We start from the raw sequence: 25,936 nt of genomic DNA, 5'->3' as shown, positions 1-25,936 counted from the left end.
CCAAGTGAGCCTAAGGAGACGGATTGCCCCGGACAATCAGACGGGTGTCGACATAGGCTGTAGGGCATTTCCTCGGATAACTGAATTACGTAGGAAATGGAGTTTTCAGAGGCAGGAAATGAAAAAGAGGGCATCAGCCCTCTTCAAAATTCGTATTAGCGATTTCTAATCCGCATCCGACTCAAACAACCGCTCCAACTCCACCCGAGCCTCTTTGGCCGTTTGCATCACCTTGGCGCGGTCATCACGCACCTGGCCCTGTGCTTCCAGCACCTCTTCGTCATGCTGGGCAAAGCGCTCGATCCGGTCCGCTGCCTGATCATCACTCAGGCCCAGGCCCACCAGCGCCCGCCGGGTCATTTCCAGGCTGGAATAGAACGTTTCGCGAATCGGCTCGGCGCCCACATCGACCAGCTTGTGCACATGTTGGCGGTTGCGCGCGCGGGCCAGCACTTTCAGGTGCGGATACAGGCGCTTGACCCGTTCGGCCGTGCGGGTGGTGATTTCGGGGTCATCGGTGGTAATCACGAAGTACTCCGCTTCGCCCACCTTGGCCGCATGCAGCACCTCCGGGCGCAAGGGGTCGCCATAGAACACTGGGGCCTGTTCGAACATGCGGGTCATTTCGATGGCATCCACCGAGGTTTCCAGCGCTACGAACGGAATTTTCTGCGCCCGCAGGATGCGCGAGACGATCTGCCCCATGCGGCCCATGCCGACGATCACCACGCGCGGCGTGCCGGCATCGATGGTCTTGTACTGCTCGGGCACTTCACGTTGCGGTTGCGGGCGCTTGAGGGCGCGGGCGCAGCCGAGCATCAGCAGCGGGGTAATGGCCATCGACAGGGTGATGGTCATCAGCAACAGGTCGTAGGTCTGGGTATCGAACAGCCCTTGGTCCTTGCCCAGCTTGAACACCACGAAGGCAAATTCGCCACCGGCGGCCAGCACCATGCCCAGGCGCAGGGCGCTGGCGCTGTTCAGGCCACCGGCCAGGCGGCCGACGCCAATCAGCAGCACCAGTTTTACTGCCACCAGCAGTAGCGTAAGGCCCAACAGTACCAGCGGCATTTCCAGCAGCAGGCGCAGGTTGGCGCCCATGCCGACGCTGATGAAGAACAGCCCCAGCAACAGCCCTTTGAACGGTTCGATCTGCGATTCCAGTTCGTGGCGGTACTCCGAGTCGGCCAGCAGCAGGCCGGCAAGGAAGGCACCCAAGGCCATGGAAACGCCAGCCTCTTCCATCAACCAGGCCGTGCCTATGACTACCAGCAACGCCGTTGCGGTGGACACTTCCGGCAAACCGGTGCGGGCCACGATACGGAACACCGGGCGCAACAGGTAGCGCCCGCCGACGATGACCACGGCGATGCTCGCGAACACCTTCAGGCCATGCTCCAGGCTGTCGCCATGGCTGGTATCCGGGCCGCTGGCGGCCAGTAGCGGCACAAGTGCGATCAGCGGGATTGCGGCGATGTCCTGGAACAGCAGGATGGCAAAGGCCAGGCGGCCGTGGGGCGCGTTGAGCTGCTTGCTTTCAGCCAGGCTTTGCAGGCCAAGGGCCGTGGACGACAGGGCCAGGCCCAGACCCAGCACGATGGCGGCCGCCAGCGACTGGCTGAAGCCGAACAGGGCAATGGCACCGATCACTGCGCCGGTCAGCAGCACCTGTGCGGTGCCCACGCCGAACACCGACTTGCGCATCAGCCACAGGCGCTTGGGCGACAACTCCAGGCCGATGATGAACAGCAGCAGGACCACGCCCAACTCGGAAATGTGCGCGACGCTTTCGGTGTCGCGGATCAGGCCCAACGCTTGCGGGCCGATGGCAACACCTGCCAGCAGGTAACCGAGCACGGCACCCAGTTGCAGGCGCTTGGCCAGGGGGACGGCGAGGACAGCGGCGAGCAGGAAGATCACCGCGGTTTGCAGAAGGCTGCCTTCGTGTGGCATTGGCTCGTACTCCATGAGCTGCCGGGGCAGCATTAGAACAGTGTGGAGGACAATTTTGAGGAATGCAGGGGTGGTAGACAATCAGCATTAGCCGAGACTGATTGTCTTGAAAAAAGTGACAGCGTGGTGGGCCTATTCGCCCCCACCAAATTGCGCCCGATATTGTGCCGGCGTCATCCCCAACCGCTCGCAAAACACTTTGCGCATATGCCGGTCACTGCCAAACCCGCACTGTGCGGCCACCACCTTCAGCGCCAGTTCGCTGCCCTCCAGCAATTTACGCGCCCGGTCGATGCGAGCGTTCTGCAGGTACTGCAGCGGCGTGATGCCCACCTCACGCTGAAAAGTCCGGGCGAAGTTACGCGCGCTCATCGCTACCAAGTCGGCCATCTTCTGCACGGTGAAGGCCTGGTCGATGTGATCGACGATGTATGCCTGCACCCGGGCAGTCGGCGAGCCGTCGCGCGGCACCGCTGCCAGCAGTGGCCCGTAGGGCGTTTGCCCGCCCTGACGATGCCTTGCCACCAGCAGTACCTTGGCTACTTCCAGTGCCAGTGCCTTGCCATGGTCTTCAGCGACAATGGCCAAGGCCAGGTCAATGCCTGCCGTGATGCCCCCGGACGTCACCAGGTTGCGATCTATCACGTAGATCTGCTCGGTTTCCACCTTGGTATCGGGGAACGCGTTGGCCAGGCGCTCAACGTAATTCCAGTGCGTGGTGCAACGGTAGCCGCCCAGCAACCCGGCTCGGCCCAGCAGAAATACCCCGGTGCAGATTGCACCAAAGCGTTTAGCGCTTTGCACGGCGTCAGGCAGCCAGCGTTCCAGCTCGGGCAGGGCGACGTCGTAGGCGCCCGGCCCGCCTGGCACCAGCAGCAAGTCTACTGCCGCGGGCAAGTCGTTCAATTGCAGGTCGGCCATGACCTTCAATCCGCATGAGCTGCGAATTGGCCCTTGGCTTTCGGCCAATGTCAGCAACTGATACTGCCGCTCAGCAGGCAGAAACCGGTTGGCAATGGCAAACGCATCCATGGGCCCGGTGACATCCAGCAACAGCACGTCGTTGAACAACACCATGGCCACGGTGCGGTGAGCGCGATTTTCCTGCATACCTCAAACCCTGAAAACTTGCCCAGCGCTCATATTACGGTATACGCACAATTAAGAACTATTCAGGTTCGCCTCAGGACTTTGTCATGCCCCAAGGGCGAGACTTTCCCCATTGAACAGGAGAGTCGCCATGAACCCTGGGACACCCCAAGACTTGCTGCAAGCCCCTGGCGCCCTGACCCCCGCACGGCTGCACCAGGCCAAGGAACTGATGCTGCGCAGTTCGCTGTCGATCATCGAAATCGCCGGTGTGTGCAACCTCACCCGCAGCCATTTCTCCCGCGCCTTCAAGGTCAACACCGGCCTGTCGCCCCAGGCATGGCGCCTGCTGGCGCGCATGGAAAAAGCCAAGCGCCTGCTGGCAACCGAAGCCCCGATTACCCATGTGAGCCTGGAATGCGGCTTTTGCGACCAGGCCCATTTCACCCGCGCATTCAGCCGCCTGGTTGGCCAGCCGCCCAAGGCCTGGCGCCAGGCGACGCGTGAACATGCGCTTTCTTAAGCGGGATCTATCCTGCGGTATAGCCCGTTTCGGGCAGTACCGACCCCTTCCACCCATCCAAGGAGTCACCCCATGAGCCAACCCGATTACAAGCGCCTGAACAAAGACGACGCCGTAGTACTGCTGGTTGACCACCAGACCGGCCTGATCTCGCTGGTGCAGGATTTCTCGCCCAACGAGTTCAAGAACAACGTGCTGGCGCTGGGCGACCTGGCCAAGTTCTTTGGCCTGCCAACCATCCTCACCACCAGCTTCGAGCAAGGCCCCAACGGCCCGTTGGTGCCAGAGCTGAAAGAAATGTTCCCGGACGCGCCGTACATCGCCCGCCCAGGCCAGATCAACGCCTGGGACAACGAAGATTTCGTCAAGGCGATCAAGGCAACCGGCCGCAAGCAACTGATCATTGCCGGTGTGGTAACCGACGTGTGTGTGGCGTTCCCGACCCTGTCGGCGCTGGCCGAAGGTTTTGAGGTGTTCGTGGTGACTGATGCGTCCGGCACCTTCAACGAAACCGTGCAGCAAGCCGCATGGGTGCGCATGACCCAGGCCGGTGCGCAGATGATGAACTGGTTCTCGGTGGCCTGTGAGCTGCACCGTGACTGGCGCAATGACATCGAAGGGCTGGGTAACCTGCTGTCGCAGCGCATTCCCAACTATCGCAACTTGATGAACAGCTACGCGGCGTTGACTGCCCGTTGATGCAAACCCGCACGGGCCCCGGAAAGGGGGCTCGTGCAGGTTTCAAGCAATCGGCAAGGTAAACCGAATGCGGCATCCGCCCAACGGCGAAACCTGCGCCTGCAATTGCCCACCATGGGCCTGCACCACCGAGTTGCAAATCGCCAGCCCCATGCCCAAACCCTCGCCCTTGGTGGTGTAGAACGCCCCGAACACCTGCTCGCGTTCTTGCGGCGCAATACCCGGCCCGTTGTCGTCTACGCAGATCTCCACAGCCCCAGCCACAACCTCAGAGCTGATGTGAAGTTCGCCATCGCTGCGCAACCCTGCAAGCGCTTCCAGCGCATTGGTGATCAGGTTGTACACCAGTTGCTGAATCTGTACCGGGTCCGCCATCACGCTAACCCCGGCTTGCAAGCGGGTTTCCACGTGAACCGCGCTTTTGGCCGCATCGGCGCAGGTCAAACGCACCACTTCCAGGATCAGCTCATCCAGTTGCACCGCTTTCAACTGCATCGGCGACTGCTTGGCCAGTGAGCGCAGCGCCCGCACGATGTTGGCGGCGCGTTCGCTGTCGCTGCGAATGTCCTCAAGGCCAGCCATTGCTTCATCAAGGTCTGGCTTAGCCCGCTTCAGCCAACGCAGGCTGGCCGCTGCATTGGACGCTATACCGAGCAGTGGCTGGCTGATTTCGTGGGCGATGGAGGCCGACAGTTCGTTCATTACCTGCAAATGCGCGCTGCGTGCCAGTTCGGCACGCGATTGGCGCAGTTCTGCTTCCATCTGTGCCCGGCTCTGGTTGTCTTCGGCCAGGCGGGTATAGAACTTGGCCGTTTGCAGCGATACCGCCGCCTGGGCAGCAAGAATTTCCAGCATTGCCAAACGCTGGCTGCCAAACAGGTTGGGTACCAGGCGGTTTTCCAGGTACACCAGCCCAATCAGCACACCCTGGATAACCAGTGGCAAGCACAGCACCGAGCGCGCATTACGGTCATGCAGCTCCTGGCGGAACGCTTCGGGGCAGTCGTTGAGGGCATCGTTCAGCACCAGCGGTTTGCGCGTGCGCATTGTGGCGTTGATGATCGACAGTGGCGCCTGGGTCATGAATTTCTGGCAGTTGTCCATGCTCACGTGCAGCCCGGTGTCATCGATGCTGGCGAGGGCGGCCATCTGGAACTCGGCACCGCTGACAATCAGCAGCACGCCCCGGTCGGCTCCGGAGTGCTGGGTCAGGTGGCCCATCAGCGTTTCGATCAGGCCCTCGAGCAGCACTTCCTCGGACAGTGCCCGCGCAGCCTTGATGCCGGCCTCCAGGTCCAGCCGGGCCTGGCTGGTGGAGTGGCGGGTTTCCTGAATCGGCTGAGTACGCAGGAAAGGGTGCAGGGTTTCGAGCTGGCGTACCTTGCCTGCCGCCCCCCAGATCTGGAAGCAGTCACGGGCGATGCGCAGGTGCAGATTGGCGCCGGAAATCAGCCCGCTGGGTATGCAGACTTCCGCCAACTGCTCATGAGCGATGGCCTGCTCATGGATAAAACCCGCTGCGGTGGCGGCTATCTGCGCCTGATCGAAGCAGCGGATGGCGGCGAGGCCGTCACCTTCGAGTTTGGCAATCACACCCTCGATCAGCAGCACCTTGTTGCGGAAAGTAGCCGGGTTGAAATCTGCCCAGAGGGCAAAGCGTTCTCGCAGGGCGTGCAGCGTTGCCAGCTTGTCGGCGAGGGCACCGGGGGCTTCCGGGGTACCCAGGATCAGGCCCTGAAAAAGGTGATAGTCGGCCAGATTGATGTGGGCCGGGGCTGCCCAGGCATTTTCGCCGGCGCCCGCCAGGTGCTGGAGTGCCTGCTGGACGTTGCCCAGGTGGAAGGCAGCCATGGCGCTGAACAGGTGCCTGAAGAATGCTGTGGTGGGAGACTTCGACGCTGCGGCCAACGCCGAGAACGGGGTGCCGGTCATGCTGGCCACAAAGCCCTGCTGCGCCAGCAAAATCACTTCTACATCGTGGTAGCCATAATGGCGCACGGTACTCAGGCCTTGCTGCACTTCTTCGGCCACTTCCTGTAAGTGCCGGCCCATGAACAGTGAGTCCGAAACCAGGTGGTTGCAGGCATAGCAGGCCATGGCCAGGTCACCGCTCAGGCGTGCCGAGTCGACAGCTTCAAGCGCAGTGTGACGGGCGAACTCGATGGGCGTGGTCCAGGCACTTACCTGATCCAGTGCCAGCAAGGCGCTGGTCAAGTCGGTTTCAAGCCCATGGCGCTCGATCAGTTTCAATGCCGCCAGGCAGTATGCGTGCCCATCGTGGTAAGCGCCAAAGCGTTCAGCACTCATCACGCCAAACCAGGCCAGGCCATAGGTACTGCCTGGCGCGACACCATGGAGCAACGAAAGCTCAACCAGTTTGGCCAGGTGCAGGAAGCAGATATCGTCGCGTACGTAAAACGATGACGACAGGCTTGCCAGTAAAGCGACGGCAACGGTCACTTCAGCCGAATCGGTGCGTGGCAACGATTCGAGGCAGTGACGCCCCTTACGTTCGAGCAGCGCCTGAACATGCCTGTAAGTGGCTTCGACCTGTAAAGCGTCGAGGCCGCGAGGCAGGGAAATGCCCAGTAGCTCCAGGCCGCCCAGTGCCGCGTTGATGGCGGCTTCGTAATCGCCTTGCAGCGTGTGCAACTGGGCTTGCAGCTTGCACACCCGCGCCTTGTCGAGAGTGGACCGTGCACGTTGCTGACACTCTAAAACCCGTGCTTCAGCCTTCGGCATGCGCGATAGCTGCATGTCGCACTCCGCTGCCAGGCAGGCGATGGCAAAGGCGTGGGTGGCCTGGGTTTCGCACGTGGCGCTCAGGCGCAGCAGTGTTTCGGCAGTATGCAGGTAGCCCGCGCACTGCTCGTACGCGGCGTTTTCGCGGGCACGCAGGGCAGCATCCTGCAGCACGTTCAGAAACTGCTCACATTCATCTGCCTCAAATGCGCGCGGGCTGGCGCGCTGCACCTGGTTGGCAATATCGAAAACAGCGTCGTGGATGTCGTGCTGCCAGATCTCGCGCATTGCCTGGGCAATGCGGGCATGCAAGGGTGCGCGCTGGCGGGCAGGGGTGAGTTCGTAGGCCGCCTCCTGCACGCGGTCGTGGGCAAAGGCCAGGCACTTTTGCCCTGGCAGCAAAAAGCCGGCAGCGATCAGTGCCTTGAGGTGACGGGCCAGTTGCCCGGCGGGCAGGTCGAGCAGGCGGCGCAACAAGCGTTCGTCACAGCGCACACCCGCAGCGCTGGCGGTGCGTAGCACATCGCACTGGGTGGCGGGCAGGCGAGCGAGGCGGTGGATCATCAGGTCGGCGACATTGTCGGCGTAGCGATGCCGGGCGACGGCTTGCAAGCACCAGGACCAACGCATCGCCTGGGTGTCGAAGGTGAAAAGCTGGTCCTCGACCATGGCATCGAGGATCTGGTTGATGAAAAACGGGTTGCCGGCAGTCTTCTCGTGCACCAACTCCGCTACCTGCAAGGCGGCAGGCGGGTCCACGTGATAGCGCTCGCCGACAAGCTCTGTAACGGCGCCCACGCCCAGTGGGCGCAGGTTGAGGGTGGTGCTGCGCAGTGGTTGCGGACCATTGGCAGGCGTGGCCTCGGTGCGGCTGGCAAAAATCAGCAGGAGGTTGCTTGGTGGTTGTGCAAGCAAGTGCGCAAGCAGGTGCTGGGTGGCTGGGTCTGCCCACTGCATATCGTCCAGAAACAGTGCCAAGGGCTGCCCCGGGCGGCAGAGCACACGCAGAAAGTCGACAACTGCACGCAGCTCTTTCTGTAGCGCCAGCCGTGTCGGCTTTTGTGGTAGCGCGGGCAATGGCCCGGTGATCAGCTGTATTTCCGGGGCGAGCTTGGCCAGCAAGCGGCCATGGCCTTTGATGCGGCGGCGGATTTCGCGGCGCAGGTTGTCGAGTTCGGTCGCGCTCTTTGCCAGTAGCTGTGTGGTCAGCGAGCTCAGTATTTCAACCCAGGGGGCATATGGCACGCTTTGTTCGGGGCTGTTGCACTTGCCGCTGGCCCAGTAACCCTGCGCGCTGCCTTTGAGGGTGGTTTCCACCAGGCTGGATTTGCCCATGCCAGCGGCACCCTGAATGTGCAGGGCTTGCGGCGTACTGTCGCGGTGCAAAGCCTTGAGCAGCAGGGTGATGGCCTTCTGCTCTGCTTCGCGGCCATACAGGCGCTCGCGGTTTGGCGAAACAGGGTCGGCACAGCCTGGCACGAACGGCACAATGCATCCGGTCGTGGCCCACTGGCGCTGGCAGTGCTGCAGGTCGATGGCCAGTGCACGGGCGGTCTGGTAGCGGGCGTCCGGCTCTTTGGCCAGTGCTTTGGCCAGGATTTGGCACAGGGCTGGCGGCACCTTGCTATCCACTTCGCTGGCCGCTCGTGGCTGTACGCCTGCATGCAATTGGCGCCAATGCTGGGTGTCACGGCCGGCCAGCGGCAACTCGCCCAACAGCCATTGGTACAGGATTGCGGCCAGTGCATAGACATCACTGCGCCGGTCGCTGCTGGAACCGTGCGGGCACACCTGTTCAGGCGCTAGGTACGACCAGTTGCCGATGGCCGTGCCTTGCTCGCTGACCAGTTCCGGCGTGTCGGCGCGAAAGCCCCCCAACCTGACATGCTCGCCACGCTGGATGCAGATGTGCTCCGGTTGCAACGCGCCGTGCAGCACATTGCGTTCGTGGGCCAGGGCCAAGGTGGTGGCGGCGTTGACGGCGATGCTGAAGAAAAGCTCAAGGCTTGCCTGGCCTATGGCAATAAGGTCGGCGAGGGTACGGCCTGTCGGGTAGACCAGCAGCGGGCCTTCTGCAGAGCGTACGAAAGCTGAGGGAATGACGGCCCATTGTGGGTCCAGCTGCAGGCGGTAGTCGCGCTCCAGGCGTTGGCAGGCCGCTGGCGCCTCGACAGGGGCGCGCACGGCCAGCCAGGCTTGGCGCGAGGCCGGGTCGCACAAACGGAACCAGGTAAGCTCACCCTCTTGGCCCAGTTGCGTGATGTCACACCGGTTCAACCAGCCTTCGTCCACCGATTGGTCGTAATCGATGGGCCTGTGTGCAAGGCGTTCATCGAGCATAAAGCACCCCCTGCTAGCGACATCCTGAGGCGCGAGTATACGCAGCCAGATCACGGGCCTTGGCGCATGCGGCCGGCTTGGCAGGAACGGGCACCATGTTGACCGTTATTGCCCCCCTGCCATGGGCCGGCGCTTGTATAGTCCAAAGACCAACCTATCCCTCGGGATAATTGTCAGCGCGCGGACGTACGCCTAGATTGCACGGGGCTTTACAACCGCCAGGGCCGGTGAGGGGAAAGCATGATCCGAATAGGCAAGGCACAGGTCTCGCTGGAGCGGCGAGAGGTGTTTCTTGACGGCAAGCCAGTGCCGTTGGGCGGGCGTGCGTTTGAAGTACTGGCCACGCTGATCAAGGCCAAAGGCCGGGTAGTCGGCAAGGAAGAGCTGTTCAGCCAGGTCTGGGCCGGTACGGTGGTCGAGGACAACAACTTGCAGGTGCAGGTGTCGCTACTGCGCAAGGCTTTTGGTGATCGTGGGCTGATTCAGACCGTGTCGCGTCGCGGTTATCGCCTGGCTGCCGACATCGTGCTCGATGTGCCGGCCACGGCACTTGGGCAATCTCCGCTGGCAACGCCCCCCGAGCCCCTCGACGAAGAAAGTGACCACGCGAGCGTGCCGGTACTGGTGGTGGACGACGACCCATCGGTGCGCACGGCCCTGGGCCGCTTGCTGCGTTCGCAGGACATTCCGCACCAGTTGTTCAGCAGCGCTGAAGCGCTGTTCGACGCCAGGCTGAACACCTCGTGTGCCTGCCTGCTGCTGGACATGCACCTGCCCGAGGCCAGTGGCCTTGAAGTGCAAGAGGCGTTGCGGCGGCTCGATCTACCTTGGCCGATCGTGTTCATGAGCGGCTTCGGCACTGTACCAATGACCGTCCAGGCCATGCGCGCCGGGGCTGTGGAGTTTCTGACCAAGCCATTCGACGAAGGCCAGTTGCTTACGCTGCTTGAGGCGGTGCGTGCCCGCGCCGTGGTGCAAGGGCGCAAATGGCGGCATGCGCGGCAGGTGCAGGCAAAGTATCAGCAACTGACCCAGCGCGAGCGTCAGGTGTTCTCGTTGGTAGTCGGCGGCCTGTCACACAAGGAAATTGCCAGGGAAATCGGCACCAGCGAGGTGACGACCAAGGTGCACAAGAAGAACATCATGAACAAGATGCAGTCCCGGTCGCTGGTCGAGTTGGTGGCCATGCACAACGTCATCGAGGCACGGCCCGAGCGATTGAGCGCCCCATGAGCCAATGGGTGTGCGTCGTTGATGACGATGCTTCGGTGCGCAAGAGCCTGGCCAACCTGCTGCGTTCGGCCGGGTATTCGACGTTGTTGTTTGCCTCGGGTGAAGAACTGCTGTGCGCCGGCCCGTTGCAGGAGGCCGGGTGTGTGCTGCTGGACCTGAAGATGCCTGGGCTGACGGGGTTGGATGTGCAGCGTGAGTTGCGGCGGCGGGGCTGGCGGTTACCGGTGATTTGCATGTCTGCCCATTGGGATGATGGGGCGGTTGCGGCGGCGATGGGTAATGGTGCGGTGGGGTGTTTGGGTAAGCCGTTTGCGGAAGAGGCGCTGCTTAAGGTGATTGAGGAAGCATTGGCGCACCCCAACCTGTAGGAGCGGATTTATCCGCGATGCGCCGCGCGGCGGCGCTCGATCTACGCCACACCACAAAACTCAATTTGACAACCGGGGGCGCTTTGCGCCCATCGCGGATAAATCCGCTCCTACCTCGACCGCATCAGCCGTAAGACTTTTCCTAACTTGAAACCAAATGCTTCAGATTTCAGTTCGTTCAGAACTATCCTACAGCCGCTGCTGAAGTTTCGATATTGGCGTGGAAATGCCACAGGGATAACGTTCTTGGGTCGCTTCGGTGACCGGGTGTGAGAACCCGAATATCGAATTCAGTCCGTAGCTACGCTATGGCGGCTGTACGCGGGCAGACTTTGTCTGGCCGGGTCTTCCTGGATTCGCTCGGTTTCTCACCCTGCGTACGGCTGCCACCCCAATCCGTGAGAAAGGTTGAAGTGGCAGTTTCCTTGAGTTGAATCCAGGAGAGTGTCATGAAAAAGATCGTCCCCGACCCACCCCGCCCGAAACCCCCCATAAGCCCCTTCTTCACCGTCCACACCGAGATGCATCCATCCGACGCCTTGGCTCACGCCAGCCAACTGTTGCGTGGCGTCATCGAAACCATCGACGAACACTCCCGCGCCCGCGCCGGCGAACCCGGCCTGAACATGCTGGGCAACGCCATGCATGCCAGCGAAATAGCCCATACGCTGGTGGAACATGTGTTGGCGATGTTCGATGAGCAACAGCGTGAGGAGGCATAAGGCATGGCGGACGCACCCAAGATCCTTACCACCATCGGCGTGGAAACCTGCCTCGATGCGGGCAATCCGCCTGCAGACCTGTTCCGTGTGCAGCCGGGTATTCCCGTTGATGACGCCTACCAGCAGGTTTCGATCCTGCTGGGCTACATCAAGCACCTTGTTCGCGAAGGTGATATGGAAGATGACCACAAACTGCTAGGTGCAACGGACTATCTGAGTGCCTTGGCCAAGGCGTTGATGAACGACATCGAAATGGCCCGAAACCGGTCGCACTGACCGGCGTCCGGGGCTGGCAATGCCGGCCCCGGTGGTTTTGAGAGGACATTACCCGAATGACTGAACAAACGGGCCAGCGCTTTGTTTGATGGCCGCAACAACCTGTGGCGCTTGTTCGCAAAGCTGCGGCGCACTGGCCAGCACTCGCTCCAGAGCGGTCAGTTGCTTCCTGATAATTTCTGCTGGCTGCTCAATACCACAAGTTTCTGCAAACTCCAGCAAGCCCAGGCGGGATGCAAACAGTGACTTGTTGCCTGACAGAGACAATGCCAGCACATCCTCAGGGATATAAGCGGTGGTATTCACGATGTCATAGGCCGGTGCCAGGCGGGCATCGTTCTGTGTAGGGCTAGAGTACAGCAGGCCAAAATTCTTGAGGTGGGCATCACCGTTGCCGACAATGCAGCTCAAAACCACCATTTCAAATAACTGGTCGAGCGATGTTTGTACGGTCTCGGGGGCGCAAAACAATCGAATGGCTTTGGCTATAGCTGCGTAGCTTTTGCTGTACTTCTGATCAGCCGCGAGCCCCATGAGTGCTGTCATGTCCTCGAACCCGATCGGACGATTCTGCTCGTCTCTGTCGAAACGACGCATGACAAACAGCTTTGAGTTCTCTGAAAGAAAGAACGGCGGCACGGGAATACCAGCGGCCTGAGCCACGGACATACAGAGAAATTCATTGATTGCCAGGCCGGGATACTCATCCCGACCACTTTTGATGATCAATTCGGAGGTTTTCGATGTGAAGCGTTGCTCACCTGCATCAGCTTGCTCTGGAACCAAAACCTTCGGCTGCACGCCGGAGATACCTGCGCGTAAGATGTAGCGGTCGACTAAATCGGCAAAAATATCGTGTGAGCCGTCCCATGCCAGGATTTCACTCAGGTTTTCACCAGGGAAGTGCTGGCGTTCGAGCAATGTGTCTACCAAACGCGAGCTGACATGAACTCGCCCCACTGGCGAACTGCTGCCAGAGAGTGCCAGCAAAAGCATGGGGTCTACGTGCACAACTTTTGCCAGGCGGTTGCGCAACTGCTCCAGCACGTAGCCCTCTGGCAGGTTCATCTGAAAGATTGGGTGAAGTTCTCGTTGTCGATACTCTTCTGCTCGAACTGGCATGAGCAAACTGACAGCTGCTGCCTTGTCGGCGTGGGCTCCATAGCGAAACAGGAAGTCGCCTGAACTGGTCAGAATTGTTCCGCTTTCCCCTTCCGGCGTTGCAACAGCCAAGGATGTGCTCATTCAAACATCCCCTGAATTTCGTCCAGGGTAGGCATCACGGCCGGAACGACTTGTAGCTCGCAACCCAGAGCGCCCAATGCCTTGGCATAAGCCACCATGGTAACTGTGAGGCAGCCCTGTTCCACGGCGATAATCTTTTGCCGCGTCAGCCTGGCGCGCTGCGCAAGTTGAGCCTGGGTGAGCCCCAGGTTTTGTCTGCGAGAGCGTATCTGCATACCTAGGCGTTCGGTGATGAGGGTAAAGTCCATGTCTTATATTCGTGACATTGTGGCGTACATGTAACGTATACGATACCAAGAGCTTGGTCCATCCCCATTTAGATGAACGGCTGAGTGGCTTTATATGCGAAAGGGCCGCAACGCGGCCCTTCAATCTGAAGCAAACAGTTACAGGCACCACTCGCAATGCAAGCGGCACTAGCCTCCCGTCAGGCAAACAGCTCCATGCCCAACTGGAACGCCACCCACAACGCCAGCCCCGTCGCAAACGTCAGTGCGATGTTCTCGAACAGGTTGTTGCGGTACTCCTTGGCCAGCAGCGACTTCTGGTTGGACATGATCAGCAGGCCCAGCGAAATCACCGGCAGGCCGATGATATTCAGCGCGCTCACGCCAATGGTCAGGGTGACGAAGTCGGGCATGCCCGGGATGGACCAGATCAGCGGCGTCACCAGGATGAACAGCATGAACCACTTGTGCATCGGGTCTTTGTGGAACTCTTTGCCATAACGCTCGCGGCGTTCCGGGCGCACATGCTGGAAGGCGTCGGTGATCAGCATCGGGAACGCCGTGGTCTTGCCGGAAATGCTGGCAAACAGGGTGGCGAATACGCCGATGAAGAAGATGTACCAGCCGATCGGGCCGAAGAAGATTTCCAGCGCCTTGCCCAGGTCGCCCAGGGTTTTCACTTCGATGCCGTTGGGCCGCAGGATTTCCGCGCCTACGATCCAGATAGCCAGGTTGATAACGATGCCGACAAATACGGCAAACAGCAGGTCGTTACGCTGGATGCGCTTGTGCTGCGGGCCAACCCAGCCCTTTTGGCGCATCACGTACGGGTGCACGAAGTTGGCCACCGAACCTGCCACTGCGCCGATTACTGAAACTGCCACCAGCAGCGCGCCGTGTACGCCTTCGTCAGCGGGGATGCTGAAGCCGATGGTGCCTTTGACAATACCTGCCACATCCGGCCCGGACATTACAGCCAACGCGAGGAAGGCCAGGGTCATGACTGCCAACAGAAGCTTCATCACGCCTTCGATCATGGCGTAGATGTTGCGCCCCACCAGCATCCACACCGCCAGCACAACGGCCATGGAACACAGCAGCGGGTAATCGATGCGCAGCAGCATGGCCAGCGACTCGCCAGCACCCTTGATCATGTAGGCATTCATCAAATGCCCCATCAGCAGGGCATACCCCAGCATGAACCAGGCAAACACCGGGTGCAGTTGCGCATAGCCCTGGAGGATGGTCATGCCTTGGTTATTGCACAGCTGGAAGCGGGCGATGATGTTGACGATGAGGTACCTGAGCAGCAACGAAACCGCCAGTACCCACATCATGGCGTAACCGTAGTTGGCGCCAGCGACGGACGAGGTTATCAGATCACCTGCGCCCAGCCAGGACAGCACGGCGATGATGCCGGGGCCCAGCAGCTTTACTAGCCGCGTAAGGCGACTTTGAGGGTGTACAGCAGCCTTGCCCTCGACAGAAGGGATGCTCGACATCGGGTGTCTCCATTGTTTTTTTTGTGAGAACGGGCGAAGTCGAACACAGTAGATAGGACGTCGTACAACTATAAATTGTACTGAGTTGTTTCTGGATGTTGCCGATAATGCTCAAGCCCTCGCCGATACTGGGGCCGTTGCCAATGCATCTAAATGGCTACTACTGCGCAATGTGAAAAGGCCGCTAGAGCGGCCTTTTTCAGGTTTCCAGAAACTTCAGTTCTGGTTGGCGAGGGAAGTGTTCGGCTGGCTGTAGCTGACGCGACGAACCTCGCCGTTGCTGTCGCGATAAGTCAGGGTGGCGGTGTTCACCTGGCCTTGTGCGCTGCTTGGGCTATCGACGCTGATCACCTTGGCGATGTCCAGGTTCATGCCGTAGCGGTAAGGCGTTGCCTCGGTCGATTGGGCGAAGGCACCAGCGCTGGCACCGAGGGTGAGGGTGGCAACGGTAAGGGCGAAGGCTTTGCGAAGGGTCATGATCGTTCTCCAGATTCAGTAAGGTTTGGGTGACGACTGCTTGCTGTCTGGAGCTAATACTGCGCTCAATTATTTAGTGCGCAAAATATAATGCTGCTATGGCTGGGATTGATTGCCTGCATGACGGAATTAAGTGCTGCCAGGGCGATACTGCAGCGCTTCGGCAAGGTGGGCTTTGGCGATGGTCGTGCTGCCGTCCAGGTCGGCCAGTGTGCGCGCCACTTTCATCAGCCGGTGCGCAGCACGCAGCGAAAGGCTCAGGCGTTCGCAGGCGGTCTCTAGCCAGGTTTGATCCACCGCCTGCAGCCGGCAATGATTGCGCAGCCCGTCGAGGTCCAGAAAGGCATTGGCACAGCCTTGCCGCTGGTGTTGAACTCCCCGGGCTTGGGCAACCATCGCTGCTACCTCGGCACTGGTTTCGCCGCAGGGTTGATGGTTGAGGGTAGTGGTTTCCCGGGCCACGGTCAGGTGCAAGTCGATGCGGTCCAGCAGGGGGCCGGACAGTTTGTTGCGGTAGCGCTGGATCTGTTCGGTGCTGCAGCGGCAGCGGCCGGTGGGGTCGCCCAGGTAGCCACAGGGGCAGGGGTTCATGGCCGCCACCAGCTGAAAACGGGCCGGGAAGCGCACCTTGTCGCGGGCGCGGGCGATCACGATTTCGCCCGATTCCAGCGGCTCGCGCAGCACCTCGAGCACACGCCGTTCAAACTCGGGTAATTCGTCCAGAAACAGCACCCCATGATGAGCCAGCGTGATTTCGCCGGGTTGCGGTCTGCTGCTGCCGCCGACCAGCGCAGGGCCGGATGCGGAATGGTGCGGATGGCGAAAGGGCCGTTGTGGCCAGCTGGTTAGCGGTTTGTGCCCGCTCACCGACTGGATCGCAGCCACCTCCAATGCTTCGTGCTCATCCAGCGGCGGCAACAGGCCGGGCAGGCGGCTGGCGAGCAGTGTTTTGCCAGTGCCCGGAGGCCCCGTGAAAAGCAGGTTGTGCGCCCCGGCGGCAGCCAGCAGCAACGCGCGCTTGGCTGCAACCTGGCCTTGCACCTCGCTCAAATCAGGGTAGGGCTGGCTCTGAAGCACCAAACCATTGGCTGCGAACGGCGCCAGCGGCACCTGCCCGTTGAGGTGGGCAACCAACTCCAGCAAATGGCCCACGGCGTACACCACCAGCCCGCTGGCCAGGCTTGCTTCTTCGGCGTTTTCGCGCGGTACCACCATCGCCCGGCCTGCCTCGCGTGCGGCCAGCGCCGCCGGCAAAACACCCTGCACGGGGCGCAGTTTGCCCGACAGCGCCAATTCACCCAGGCACTCCATTTCAGCAAGCGCTGCAACAGGCAACTGGCCATCGGCCGCCAGGATGCCCAGAGCAATGGCCAGGTCGTAACGCCCGCCATCCTTGGGCAAGTCGGCGGGCGCCAGGTTCTGGGTAATGCGCCGCGCCGGGTAATTCAGGCCTGAATTGACGATGGCGCTGCGCACCCGGTCTTTGCTTTCCTTGACCGTGGTTTCCGGCAGGCCGACCAGTGTGAGGTGGGGCAAGCCGTTGGTCAGGTGGGTTTCAACACTGACCGCTGGCGCCTGCACGCCCACCTGGGCGCGGCTGTGGACGAGGGCTAAGGACATGGACGCTCCGTTGTCGCTTGTGGATAACCGCTTCCTGCGGTTTGCCAAGCATAGGGCGCCCAGAGGGGGCCATGGCAAAAGAGTGCGTCAGGGTTTTGCAGCCTCCAGCGTCAACTCGACCCGCCGGTTTTTGGCCCGCCCCTCTGCGCTGCTGTTGTCCGCCAACGGCTGGGTGGCGGCCAAACCCACCGCACTCAGACGATTACTGGCAATCCCCTGTTGCTGCAGATAGCGCACCACGCTTCCCGCACGCGCGCCGGACAGTTCCCAGTTGGAGGGGTACTGTGCATTGCGGATCGTGCGCGTGTCGGTATGCCCGGCAACGACAATCCGGTGCGGTACGCCGCTCAGCACCTGCGCCAAGCGTTGCAGCACTTGCATGCCTTTAGGGTCGAGGTCGGTCTGCCCGGACGGGAACAGGATGCTGCTGTCGATGCGGAAGCTGACACTACGGGCATTGTGGATAACTTCGATGTCGCTGCCGAGTTGGTCCAGCGGCAATTCGTCCAACGGGCTGCTGGGCGGTTCCGGGGTGGCTGCGACGGGAGGCTCTTCTACTACCGCCACCGGTTCCTGGGGCTCTGGCTCGGCAACCACAGGCGGTACCAGCAGCAACGAACCCGGCGGGTCGATGTGCGTCAGGCTTGAGATATCCACAGGCGGCGGCAACACCGCCGGGGCCTGGCTGGCACGGGTCATATTGTGCGCCAGCATGGCCAGGACCATCACCAGCAGCAGCGTCATCAGGTCGAGGTAAGTGAGCATCCAGCCATCGCCGTCGCTTTCTGTCGGCGATGCACCAGGCCCGCCGGGGCCTGTGCGCTTGAGGTTGCACTGGCGTTCTCGGGCCTTGGCCAGTTCGGTTTCCAGGGCACGCTGGTGGGCCAGCCAGTGGCGGTTGTCGGCAATGCTGCTGGGCGAGGAGGGCGTCATGGGCGTCGGCGCCAGGCTACGAGCAGCGGTTTGCCAACCCTGCGGGTTACGGGTGGCTGCAGGTCGTCGTGGTAGTGCTCAACCAGGGACTTTAGGGTTTCACGCATCAAGCCCGGGCTGCGCTTTCTGGCCATCATCGAGATGCCGTGCAGGATCATGTTCATCACCAGCACGCGGCGCTCGGTGCGGCGCTCGAGTTTTACCGCCATCGGCCTGAACAACAGGTTGGCCAGCAGTACGCCGTATAGCGTGGTAGTCAGGCTAAGAGCCATTTGCCGCCCGACATTGCCCAGGTCACCATCACCCAGCACGAACACCATGTTCACCAGGCCAACCAATGTGCCGAGCATGCCGAAGGCCGGGGCGTAGTTGGCCATGCTGCGCAGCAGTTGCGCTTCGGCCTGTTCCTTGGCGCGCAGGCGGGCAATGCGCCATTGCAGCAGTTCGAGAATGTCTTCTTCGGGCACTTGATCGACCAGCAACTGCACGCCGCAACACAGGAACGGGTTATGCGTCTGCGCCAGGGCATTTTCCACGGCGCGGCTGTCGCCATCGATCCAGCGACGGGCCAGATTCACCAGGCTATCGATGTCTTCGGGCGAGTGGTCGTGTTCCCTGCGCAGCACGGTAAGCACAAGCCCGGGAATGCGCCGTACTTCGGCCATTGGGTAGCTGATGCAAGTGGCGGCAAAGGTGCCGATCAGCACGATGCCCAGGCCTGGCAAGTCGATCAGCAGTGACGGTTGTTGCGCGGCAAATGCCAGCAGCACGGTCAGCAATACCGTGCTGGCAACCAGGCCGATCAGGGTGGAAGGGTTCACGGGCACTCCGTTGACGGCAGCCGCCGTTGACAATGATGAGTAGCGTTATAGCGGCACAGGCGGGCAGGCAAACCGGTTAATACAGGCACTTTTTCGGGCCAGCTTGGCGGACCGGGTTGGGCGGGGTGGTATCGCGCACCGGCAAAAAAAAATTGCGAGGGCGTTAAAGGTGGGTTTTGCGGGCGCCGATGTTCGCGGTGTCAGCAAGACAACGGCGCTGTGCGTGCTGTGCGCCGGACCGTGTTTGTCACAACCATGAAAGGAACCCCAAGATGTCTGTGATCAATACCAACATCACCTCGCTCATCGCCCAGCAAAACCTGAGCTCTTCGGAGAGCAGCCTGAGCACCTCGATCGAGCGCCTGTCCTCGGGCCTGAAAATCAACAGCGCCTCCGACGACGCTGCCGGCCAGGCCATCGCCAACCGCATGAGCTCGCAGATCACCGGCCTGGAGCAGGCGAGCAGCAACGCCAGCGACGGCATCTCCCTGGCGCAGACCACTGAAGGCGCGCTGGACCAGGTGAACGACAACCTGCAGCGTATCCGTGAGCTGGCAGTACAGGCCGCCAACGGCACCAACTCGCAGTCCGACCTGCAGTCGATCCAGGACGAAATCACCCAGCGTCTGGACGAGATCAACCGTATCTCCGAGCAAACCTCGTTCAACGGCGTGGACGTACTGGCCAAAGACCAGACCATCAGCATCCAGGTTGGCGCCAACGACGGTGAAACCATCGAGATCTCGCTGAGCGAAATCAACGCCGAAACCCTGGGCCTGGGCGACTTCAACGTCAACGGTTACGACACCACCCTGACCGCCACCACCCTGACCGACTCGTCGGGCACCGCGATCACCTCCACCAACACCAGCTACGTCGACAGCTCGGGCACCACCGTCAGCGGCGGCACCCTGTCGCAAGACGCCTCGGGCAACTACTTCCTGACCGTCGGTGGCAAGACTTACGCGGCTGAAGTGGACACCACCACCAGCGGCACCACCACCACTGCAACCATCACCATCGACACCGACAACGCAGTGACCAAGAAGTCCACCAACACCCTGACTTCGCTGGACAACGCGCTGAACACCATCGACTCCATGCGTTCGGACCTCGGTGCGATCCAGAACCGCTTCGACTCGGCGATCACCAACATCTCCACCACGGTGACCAACCTGACGTCCGCCCGTTCGGGCATTCAGGATGTGGACTACGCCACGGAAGTATCGGCCATGACCAGCGCGCAGATCCTGCAGCAGGCCGGTACTTCGGTGCTGTCGCAGGCCAACTCGATGCCTCAGCAGATGCTGTCGCTGCTGCAGTAATGCGGCGCCAGGCGCGGCTACGGCTGCGCCTGTTGGATCGAGCGCCGCTTGCGCGGCGTATCGCGGATAAATCCGCTCCTACAGGGGACCGCATTCCTGTGTAGGAGCGTATTTACCGAAACGTCGGACCGCCGCGATGCGCCGCGCAAGCGGCGCTCAATCTCTGATTGAACTGCAGTATCGTCCCCTTATCCGGGCTTTGACCCCCTCCACTGGCAGATAGCATTCAGGGCAAAGTCCTTTTGCCACAAGGCTGCCTTCATGCCCAAGCTCCAGCGCACCCGCCCGCCCAAATCCAGCCGCCCACAGCCCCCTACCGACCTGGCCCAGGCACGCCGTCTCTGCCAGCAATACCCCAACGATGCCAACGCCTGGAAAACACTCGGCGACATGCAACTGACCAGCGACCCAGAGCAGGCACTGGCGAGTTTCGAGCGCGCACTGCAGCTGCTGCCAAACGACCCTCAAGCACTTGAGCTGGTGGCCAAGGCAGCGCAAAAACTGGGCGATGATGAACGTGCCGAAACGCTCGCCATGTGGGCAGTCCTTCTCGATCCGCAGTTCGCTCCCGCTTATCACCGGCTGGCTGCGTTGTACTTCGAAAAGGGCCGCTTCACCCCGGCCCTCGAACACATCGAAAAGGCGCTGAGCCACCAACCCGACGACTGCCGGCTGCTCGCGCGCAAGGGTTTGATCCTCGGCCGCCTGGACCGCCACGGTGAAGCGATAGCGGTGTTCGAGCAGCTGATCGTGCGTGAGCCCAAGGACTACAGCCACTGGAACAACCTGGCCAACCTGTACAAGGACATCGGCAAGCTCGCGCTGGCAGCAGAGCACTATGCCCGGGCCATCGAGCTGGTGGGCCGCAACGACATGCTGCCTTACTCCAACCGCCTTACCACGTTGCACTACGACCCACTGGCCAGCCGCGAATACATCTTCGAGTTCTGCAAGCAGTGGCAGCATCGCTTCGGGCCCAAGGTCGTCCCCGCCAGGCCACAGGTGGCAGACCTTGCCCCCGACCGTGTGCTCCGCATTGGCCTGGTATCCGATGGCTTGCGTCAGCATCCGGTGGGCAACATGATCGTCGGTGTACTGGAACGCTTGCCCAGCCACCAGTTCCAGTTGATCGCCTACAGCAGCAGCCAGGTCAGCGACCACCTGACCCAGCGTATTCGCGCGCGGATGCAGGCCTGGCGGCCCATCCGGCACATGGCCGACCAGCGCCTGGCTGAGCAGATCCGCGAAGACCGCATCGACATCCTCATCGACCTGAGCGGCCACAACGCCGGCAGCCGCATGGGCTGCATGGCCTTGCAGCCCGCGCCGCTGCTGGTGAAATGGGTGGGCGGGCTGATCAACACAACCGGCCTTGAGGCCATGGATTACCTGCTCAGCGACGCCATCGAGTCACCGGCGGGCGATGACGCGTTCTATACCGAAAAACTGATTCGCCTGCCGGACGACTACATCTGCTACGACCCACCGCCCTACGCACCCGACGTGAAGCCATTGCCGGCACAAAGCAACGGCTTCGTCACCTTCGGCTGCTTCAACAACCCAACCAAGGTCAACGACCAGGTGTTGGAAAACTGGGCAGAACTCCTGCATGAAGTGCCCGGCTCGCGCCTGCTGCTCAAAGGCAGCGCCTTTGCCAACCCAGAACTGCAGCAGCATGTAAAAGAGGTGATGAAAACCCAGGGCATCGCACCTGAGCGCTTGCAGGTGGAAGGCCCTGTCGGGCACAAGAGCCTGCTGGAGTGCTACAACCGCGTCGATATTGCCCTTGACCCGTGGCCGTACTCCGGTGGCCTGACCACCTGCGAAGCGCTGTTGATGGGTGTGCCGGTTGTGACATTGCCGGGGCCGACTTTTGCCGGCCGCCACTCGGCAACCCACCTGGTCAACGCCGGGCTGCCGGAGTTGGTGGTGGACAGCTGGGAGGCCTATATCCAGCGGGCGGCCGGGCTGGCCCGCGATCTGGACAGCCTGGCAACCATCCGTAGCCTGCTGCGCAGTGTGCTGATGAACTCGCCGGTGTGCGATAGCCAGCGCTTTGCTGGCCATCTTGGCGCAGCCTTGCGCGCCATCTGGCAGCGCCATTGCGCCGGTGAGGTGCCTGCTGCGCTGACGCTCGACAAGCAAGGCCAGGCGTTTTTCGCTGGCGAGAGCGAGGCCGTGGCGCTGACGCACCCGGCGGCGCCAAAGGACGGTTTCAGCTTCAAGTTCCAGGGCCGTATCGTCACGCTGGACCACGGCGGTTCGTTGCTGGCCTCACCGCAGTTCGTGGCACTGCAACGGCTGGGTGCCCTGGCCACCATCGCCTTCGACCCGATTGGCCGCATCAGCAACGCTGAGCAATTGGCCCAGTTGGGTGAATTGCACTACTACCCGCGTACCGCTCTGGGCAACGGGCAGGCGGTGAGCTTGCGTGCCTGCCTGGACCCACTGCTTAGCGCAACCCTGGAGCCGATCCAACAGGACGTCGAACTTCAGCCATCGACGGTCCTGGCGCGTTTGCCGGTTTCAACGCTTGCGCTGGATGCCATCGAGGGACTCGGCGCCGTGGACTGGCTGGTGCTCGACCACCTGAACGACAGCCTCGCCGTACTCGACCACGGCACGCGCACGTTGGCCAATACGCTGCTGGTACAGGCGCGTGTCAGCTTCATGCCCACCCATGAGCAGCAACCAGACCTGGCCGGTGTTTGCCAGCGCCTGGCCCCCCTTGGCTTCACGTTCTACCGCCTGCATAACCTGCAGCACCAACGCTTCAACGCCCAAGACCCTGCATGCGCCGGCCTACCAGCCTCGCAACTGGCCTGCGCCGACGCGCTGTTCGTGCCGAACGCCGAGCGCCTGGCCCTGCTGGCCGAAAACCAGCGTCGCAAGTTGGCTTTCCTGTTGCACACGGTCTATGACGCCAGGGACTTTGCCGTACACCTGCTGCAAGCGCTGGATAAAGACATTGCCCAGGATTACCTGCGCCATGCGCGGCTGAATCATGACCCGGCCACTACTGCGCAGCCAAAGCTGCCGGCCCCTGCCCCAGAGCCTGCCCAGTCGGTGTTCCACGAGCCGCAGCTGACCTTCCCGGCGCAGGTGGCCCAGTATGTCGAAGCCATCTACGAACAGGCCAAGGTAATTCTGGAATACGGCAGCGGCGGGTCGACGGCCCTGGCAGGGCGCATGCCCGGCAAGACCGTGTTCACGGTGGAAAACGACCTGCGCTGGGCCCAAAACATGCAATCGTGGATCGAGGCGGCGGCATTACCCTCGGCACCGCGTATTTACCCGGTGGACGTAGGCGCCACGGGCGCCTGGGCGCGGCCCAGGAACGCCGAGGGCTGGAAGCGTTTTCACACCTACCCGCTGCGGGTGTGGGATGAGCCATTCTTCGAGGCCCCGGACGTGATCCTGATCGACGGGCGTTTTCGCGTTGCCTGTTTCGTCACCGCTTGCCTGCGCGTCACCAAACCCACCATCGTCCTGTTCGACGATTACCTCGACCGCCCGCACTACCATGTGGTCGAGCGCCTGCTGGCACCCACCGAGTTCATCGGGCGTATGGCGCGTTTCGATGTGCAACCGCTGAGTGATATCCCCCGCGAAGCGCTGACCTGGCTGGTGGCCAGCTTCAACGAGGTGACCTACGCCAGCTGACGGCTGGCGCCAGGTTCAGCCCCGGCCGATGGCCCGGTAGGTCAGCCCGGCGCTGGCCACGGCCTGGGGTTCGTACAGGTTGCGGCCGTCGATTACCACGGCGCTGCGCAGTTGTTGGCGCAGCCAGTGGAAGTCGACGCTACGGAAAGCTTTCCATTCGGTGCAGATCACCAGCGCGTCGGCTCCCTTTACCGCTTGAATGCGGTCACCGGCCAGCAGCAGGTCGTCGCGCTCACCGTACAGGCGCCGACACTCGGCCATAGCCTCGGGATCATAGGCCTGCACCCGTGCGCCAGCCCGCCACAGCGCTTCCATCAGCTCGCGGCTGGGGGCTGCGCGCATGTCGTCGGTGTTGGGCTTGAAGGCCAGGCCCCAGATGGCGATGGTCTTGCCTTCGATTTCGCCATTCAAGGCATGGCTCAGCTTTTTGAACAGGGTGGCTTTCTGCCGCTGGTTGATGGCTTCGACGGCGTGCAGCAACTGCGGTTCGTAACCCACCTCGTGTGCGCTGCGGCTCAGTGCCTGAATGTCCTTGGGGAAGCAGGAGCCTCCATAGCCACAACCGGGGTAGATGAAGTCGTAACCGATGCGTGGGTCGCTGCCGATGCCATGGCGAACCTGCTCGATGTCTACCTGCAGGTGTTCGGCCAGGTTGGCCATTTCGTTCATGAAGCTGATTTTGGTGGCCAGCATGGCGTTGGCGGCGTACTTGGTCAGCTCTGCGGCCCGCAGGCTCATGAACATGAGCTTGTCGTGGTGGCGGTTGTAGGGCGCATAGCACTCGCGCATGCGCTGGCGGACCTGTTCGGAGTCGGTGCCAACCACGATGCGTGCGCCGCGGGTGAAGTCCTCGATGGCGGCGCCTTCCTTGAGAAACTCCGGGTTGGAGCAGACATCGAACGGCAGTTGCAGGCCCCGCTCGGCAAGTACCCCGGCAATGGTGGCATGCACGTTTTCGCCTGTGCCCACGGGCACGGTGGACTTGTTCACAACCACCTTGTAGCCGGCCATGTGGTGGCCGATGCTGCGGGCCACGGCGAGCACGTGGCGCAGGTCAGCCGAACCGTCCTCATCGGGTGGAGTGCCCACGGCAATGAACAGCAGGTCAGCAAATGCCACCGCTTCAGCAGCGTCAGTGCTGAACTGCAGGCGGCCTGCACGCAGGTTGGCGTCGACCAGCAGGTTCAGGCCGGGCTCATGAATGGGCACTTCGCCTGTGCGCAGCAGCGCGATGCGCTGCGGGTCAATGTCCATGCACAGCACATCATGGCCAACGTCGGCCAGGCAGGCGCTGGCCACCAGCCCCACATAGCCAGAACCAAACACACTGATTTTCATAAGGCTCCTTCAGGCCATCAATGCTGCGCGCAGGCGGGAGATCGCCAGGCTGTGCAACTGGCAAACCCGCGACTCGCTGATTTCCAGCACCAGGCCGATCTCGCGCATGTTGAGCTTTTCCTGGTGGTACAGGACCATCAGCAGGCGTTCCCGCTCGGGCAGGTTTTCGATGGCGCGTACCAGGCCTGCCTGGTTGCGCTCATCCAGCAACGTGTTCAACGGGTTTCGGCCGTGGGGCTCATTGGCTTCCAGTGCGTCTTCGGTCACCTGCTCGATCGGCAGCATGTGGCTGCCGTTGATGTCCCACAGCAGTTGCTGGTATTCGTGCAGGGACATGCCCATGGCCGATGCTATTTCGCGCTCGCCGGGCGGCCGGCCAAGGCCTTGTTCCAGACGGTGCAGGGTGTCTTCCAGCAGGCGGGCCTGACGGCGTACGCGGCGTGGCGCCCAGTCCCGCGTGCGCAATTCGTCGATCATCGAGCCGCGAATGCGGTGTGCGGCAAAGGTGCCGAATGGGATACCCAAAGTCTGGTCGTAGCGGGTCATGGCATCGAGCAGGCCGATGCTCCCGGCCTGAATCAGGTCTTCCATGTCGATGCCTGGCGGCAGCCTGGTCTTGAGGTTCAGCGCATGCCGTTTGACCAAGGGCAAGTACTGCTGAAGCAGCGCCTGCTGGTGCATCTTGCCTTGTGCCGTATACATCGTGCGTGCCTGTGAAGAACAAGAGTGGCGATGGGGCCTGCGCGCCAACACGAACCGCGCGCCGCCCAGGAAGTAGCGTCGGGATTATCGGTGCAGCGCGCGGGTGGCTAAGCCTTGAACAGGCACGTGCTGGCGGGG

The 25,936-nt window shown here is 61.7% G+C and carries 20 protein-coding genes; 8 read left to right on the top strand and 12 right to left on the bottom strand.

The features are described from left to right. Positions 1–165 precede the first annotated feature (165 nt). Both PVV54_RS25780 and PVV54_RS25775 read right to left on the bottom strand, forming a co-directional pair. Positions 166–1,953, bottom strand: coding sequence for a monovalent cation:proton antiporter-2 (CPA2) family protein (locus tag PVV54_RS25780; protein ID WP_274907893.1), 1,788 nt, complete (start codon positions 1,951–1,953; stop codon positions 166–168). Between the two features lie 132 nt (positions 1,954–2,085). Further along, positions 2,086–3,063 (bottom strand): GlxA family transcriptional regulator, encoded by a 978-nt coding sequence (locus PVV54_RS25775; protein ID WP_274907892.1) that lies wholly within the window; start codon positions 3,061–3,063, stop codon positions 2,086–2,088. Between the two features lie 130 nt (positions 3,064–3,193). Here PVV54_RS25775 and PVV54_RS25770 point away from each other — a divergent pair, with 130 nt between their 5' ends. After that, positions 3,194–3,565, top strand: a complete 372-nt coding sequence (locus tag PVV54_RS25770) for a helix-turn-helix domain-containing protein (protein ID WP_274907891.1) — start codon at positions 3,194–3,196, stop codon at positions 3,563–3,565. Between the two features lie 72 nt (positions 3,566–3,637). After that, complete coding sequence (ycaC, locus tag PVV54_RS25765) at positions 3,638–4,264, top strand: isochorismate family cysteine hydrolase YcaC (RefSeq protein WP_217840925.1); 627 nt, start codon at positions 3,638–3,640, stop codon at positions 4,262–4,264. Between the two features lie 42 nt (positions 4,265–4,306). On the opposite strand, the gene PVV54_RS25760 is transcribed toward ycaC, so the two are convergent. Then, on the bottom strand, positions 4,307–9,346 hold the full coding sequence (locus PVV54_RS25760) for a trifunctional serine/threonine-protein kinase/ATP-binding protein/sensor histidine kinase (RefSeq protein ID WP_274907890.1): 5,040 nt from the start codon (positions 9,344–9,346) through the stop codon (positions 4,307–4,309). A gap of 240 nt (positions 9,347–9,586) precedes the next feature. Here PVV54_RS25760 and PVV54_RS25755 point away from each other — a divergent pair, with 240 nt between their 5' ends. The 4 genes from PVV54_RS25755 to PVV54_RS25740 all read left to right on the top strand — a co-directional run bounded on the left by PVV54_RS25755 (position 9,587) and on the right by PVV54_RS25740 (position 11,945). Next, the gene (locus PVV54_RS25755; protein WP_274907889.1) at positions 9,587–10,579 is read left to right on the top strand and encodes a response regulator; all 993 of its coding nucleotides are present in this window, start codon (positions 9,587–9,589) and stop codon (positions 10,577–10,579) included. Further along, positions 10,576–10,947, top strand: a complete 372-nt coding sequence (locus tag PVV54_RS25750; RefSeq protein ID WP_274907888.1) for a response regulator transcription factor — start codon at positions 10,576–10,578, stop codon at positions 10,945–10,947. Before PVV54_RS25755 ends, PVV54_RS25750 begins: the two co-directional genes overlap by 4 nt. Before the next feature lie 449 nt (positions 10,948–11,396). Then, positions 11,397–11,669 carry a hypothetical protein gene (locus PVV54_RS25745; protein WP_274907887.1) on the top strand — a complete coding sequence of 91 codons (273 nt, stop codon included), beginning with the start codon at positions 11,397–11,399 and terminating at the stop codon, positions 11,667–11,669. A 3-nt stretch (positions 11,670–11,672) separates the two neighbouring features. Then, positions 11,673–11,945, top strand: a complete 273-nt coding sequence (locus PVV54_RS25740; protein ID WP_274907886.1) for a DUF3077 domain-containing protein — start codon at positions 11,673–11,675, stop codon at positions 11,943–11,945. 48 nt (positions 11,946–11,993) lie between these two features. Here PVV54_RS25740 and PVV54_RS25735 read toward each other — a convergent pair whose 3' ends face one another. The 7 genes from PVV54_RS25735 to PVV54_RS25705 form a co-directional block, all read right to left on the bottom strand. Then, positions 11,994–13,190: a type II toxin-antitoxin system HipA family toxin gene (locus PVV54_RS25735; RefSeq protein ID WP_274907885.1), complete on the bottom strand. Its 1,197-nt coding sequence runs from the start codon at positions 13,188–13,190 to the stop codon at positions 11,994–11,996. Further along, positions 13,187–13,438, bottom strand: coding sequence for a helix-turn-helix domain-containing protein (locus PVV54_RS25730; RefSeq protein ID WP_274907884.1), 252 nt, complete (start codon positions 13,436–13,438; stop codon positions 13,187–13,189). The genes PVV54_RS25735 and PVV54_RS25730 overlap by 4 nt, the downstream gene beginning before the upstream one ends. Positions 13,439–13,617: 179 nt before the next feature. Continuing rightward, the gene (locus PVV54_RS25725; RefSeq protein WP_274907883.1) at positions 13,618–14,919 is read right to left on the bottom strand and encodes an Nramp family divalent metal transporter; all 1,302 of its coding nucleotides are present in this window, start codon (positions 14,917–14,919) and stop codon (positions 13,618–13,620) included. A 216-nt stretch (positions 14,920–15,135) separates the two neighbouring features. After that, the gene (locus PVV54_RS25720) at positions 15,136–15,396 is read right to left on the bottom strand and encodes a DUF2790 domain-containing protein (protein ID WP_274907882.1); all 261 of its coding nucleotides are present in this window, start codon (positions 15,394–15,396) and stop codon (positions 15,136–15,138) included. Between the two features lie 129 nt (positions 15,397–15,525). Beyond that, positions 15,526–17,016: a YifB family Mg chelatase-like AAA ATPase gene (locus PVV54_RS25715; RefSeq protein WP_274907881.1), complete on the bottom strand. Its 1,491-nt coding sequence runs from the start codon at positions 17,014–17,016 to the stop codon at positions 15,526–15,528. 87 nt (positions 17,017–17,103) lie between these two features. Beyond that, a complete protein-coding gene (locus PVV54_RS25710) occupies positions 17,104–17,949 on the bottom strand; it encodes an OmpA/MotB family protein (protein WP_274907880.1) in 846 nt (281 codons plus the stop codon). Further along, positions 17,946–18,770 carry a motility protein A gene (locus tag PVV54_RS25705; protein ID WP_274907879.1) on the bottom strand — a complete coding sequence of 275 codons (825 nt, stop codon included), beginning with the start codon at positions 18,768–18,770 and terminating at the stop codon, positions 17,946–17,948. The genes PVV54_RS25710 and PVV54_RS25705 overlap by 4 nt, the downstream gene beginning before the upstream one ends. A 272-nt stretch (positions 18,771–19,042) precedes the next feature. Between PVV54_RS25705 and PVV54_RS25700 the strand changes: the two genes are divergently transcribed. Both PVV54_RS25700 and PVV54_RS25695 read left to right on the top strand, forming a co-directional pair. Beyond that, the gene (locus tag PVV54_RS25700; protein ID WP_274907878.1) at positions 19,043–20,095 is read left to right on the top strand and encodes a flagellin N-terminal helical domain-containing protein; all 1,053 of its coding nucleotides are present in this window, start codon (positions 19,043–19,045) and stop codon (positions 20,093–20,095) included. A 261-nt stretch (positions 20,096–20,356) separates the two neighbouring features. After that, positions 20,357–23,758: an O-linked N-acetylglucosamine transferase, SPINDLY family protein gene (locus PVV54_RS25695; protein WP_274907877.1), complete on the top strand. Its 3,402-nt coding sequence runs from the start codon at positions 20,357–20,359 to the stop codon at positions 23,756–23,758. A gap of 15 nt (positions 23,759–23,773) precedes the next feature. Here PVV54_RS25695 and PVV54_RS25690 read toward each other — a convergent pair whose 3' ends face one another. Together PVV54_RS25690 and PVV54_RS25685 are read right to left on the bottom strand one after the other, a co-directional pair. Then, complete coding sequence (locus tag PVV54_RS25690; protein ID WP_274907876.1) at positions 23,774–25,096, bottom strand: UDP-glucose dehydrogenase family protein; 1,323 nt, start codon at positions 25,094–25,096, stop codon at positions 23,774–23,776. Positions 25,097–25,105: 9 nt separating this feature from the next. Next, positions 25,106–25,798, bottom strand: coding sequence for an RNA polymerase sigma factor FliA (locus tag PVV54_RS25685; protein WP_274907875.1), 693 nt, complete (start codon positions 25,796–25,798; stop codon positions 25,106–25,108). Positions 25,799–25,936: the final 138 nt, after the last annotated feature.

It is taken from the genome of Pseudomonas sp. PSKL.D1, assembly GCF_028898945.1.
GTDB lineage: Bacteria > Pseudomonadota > Gammaproteobacteria > Pseudomonadales > Pseudomonadaceae > Aquipseudomonas.
This window is presented reverse-complemented; position numbering and strand designations above follow the sequence as displayed.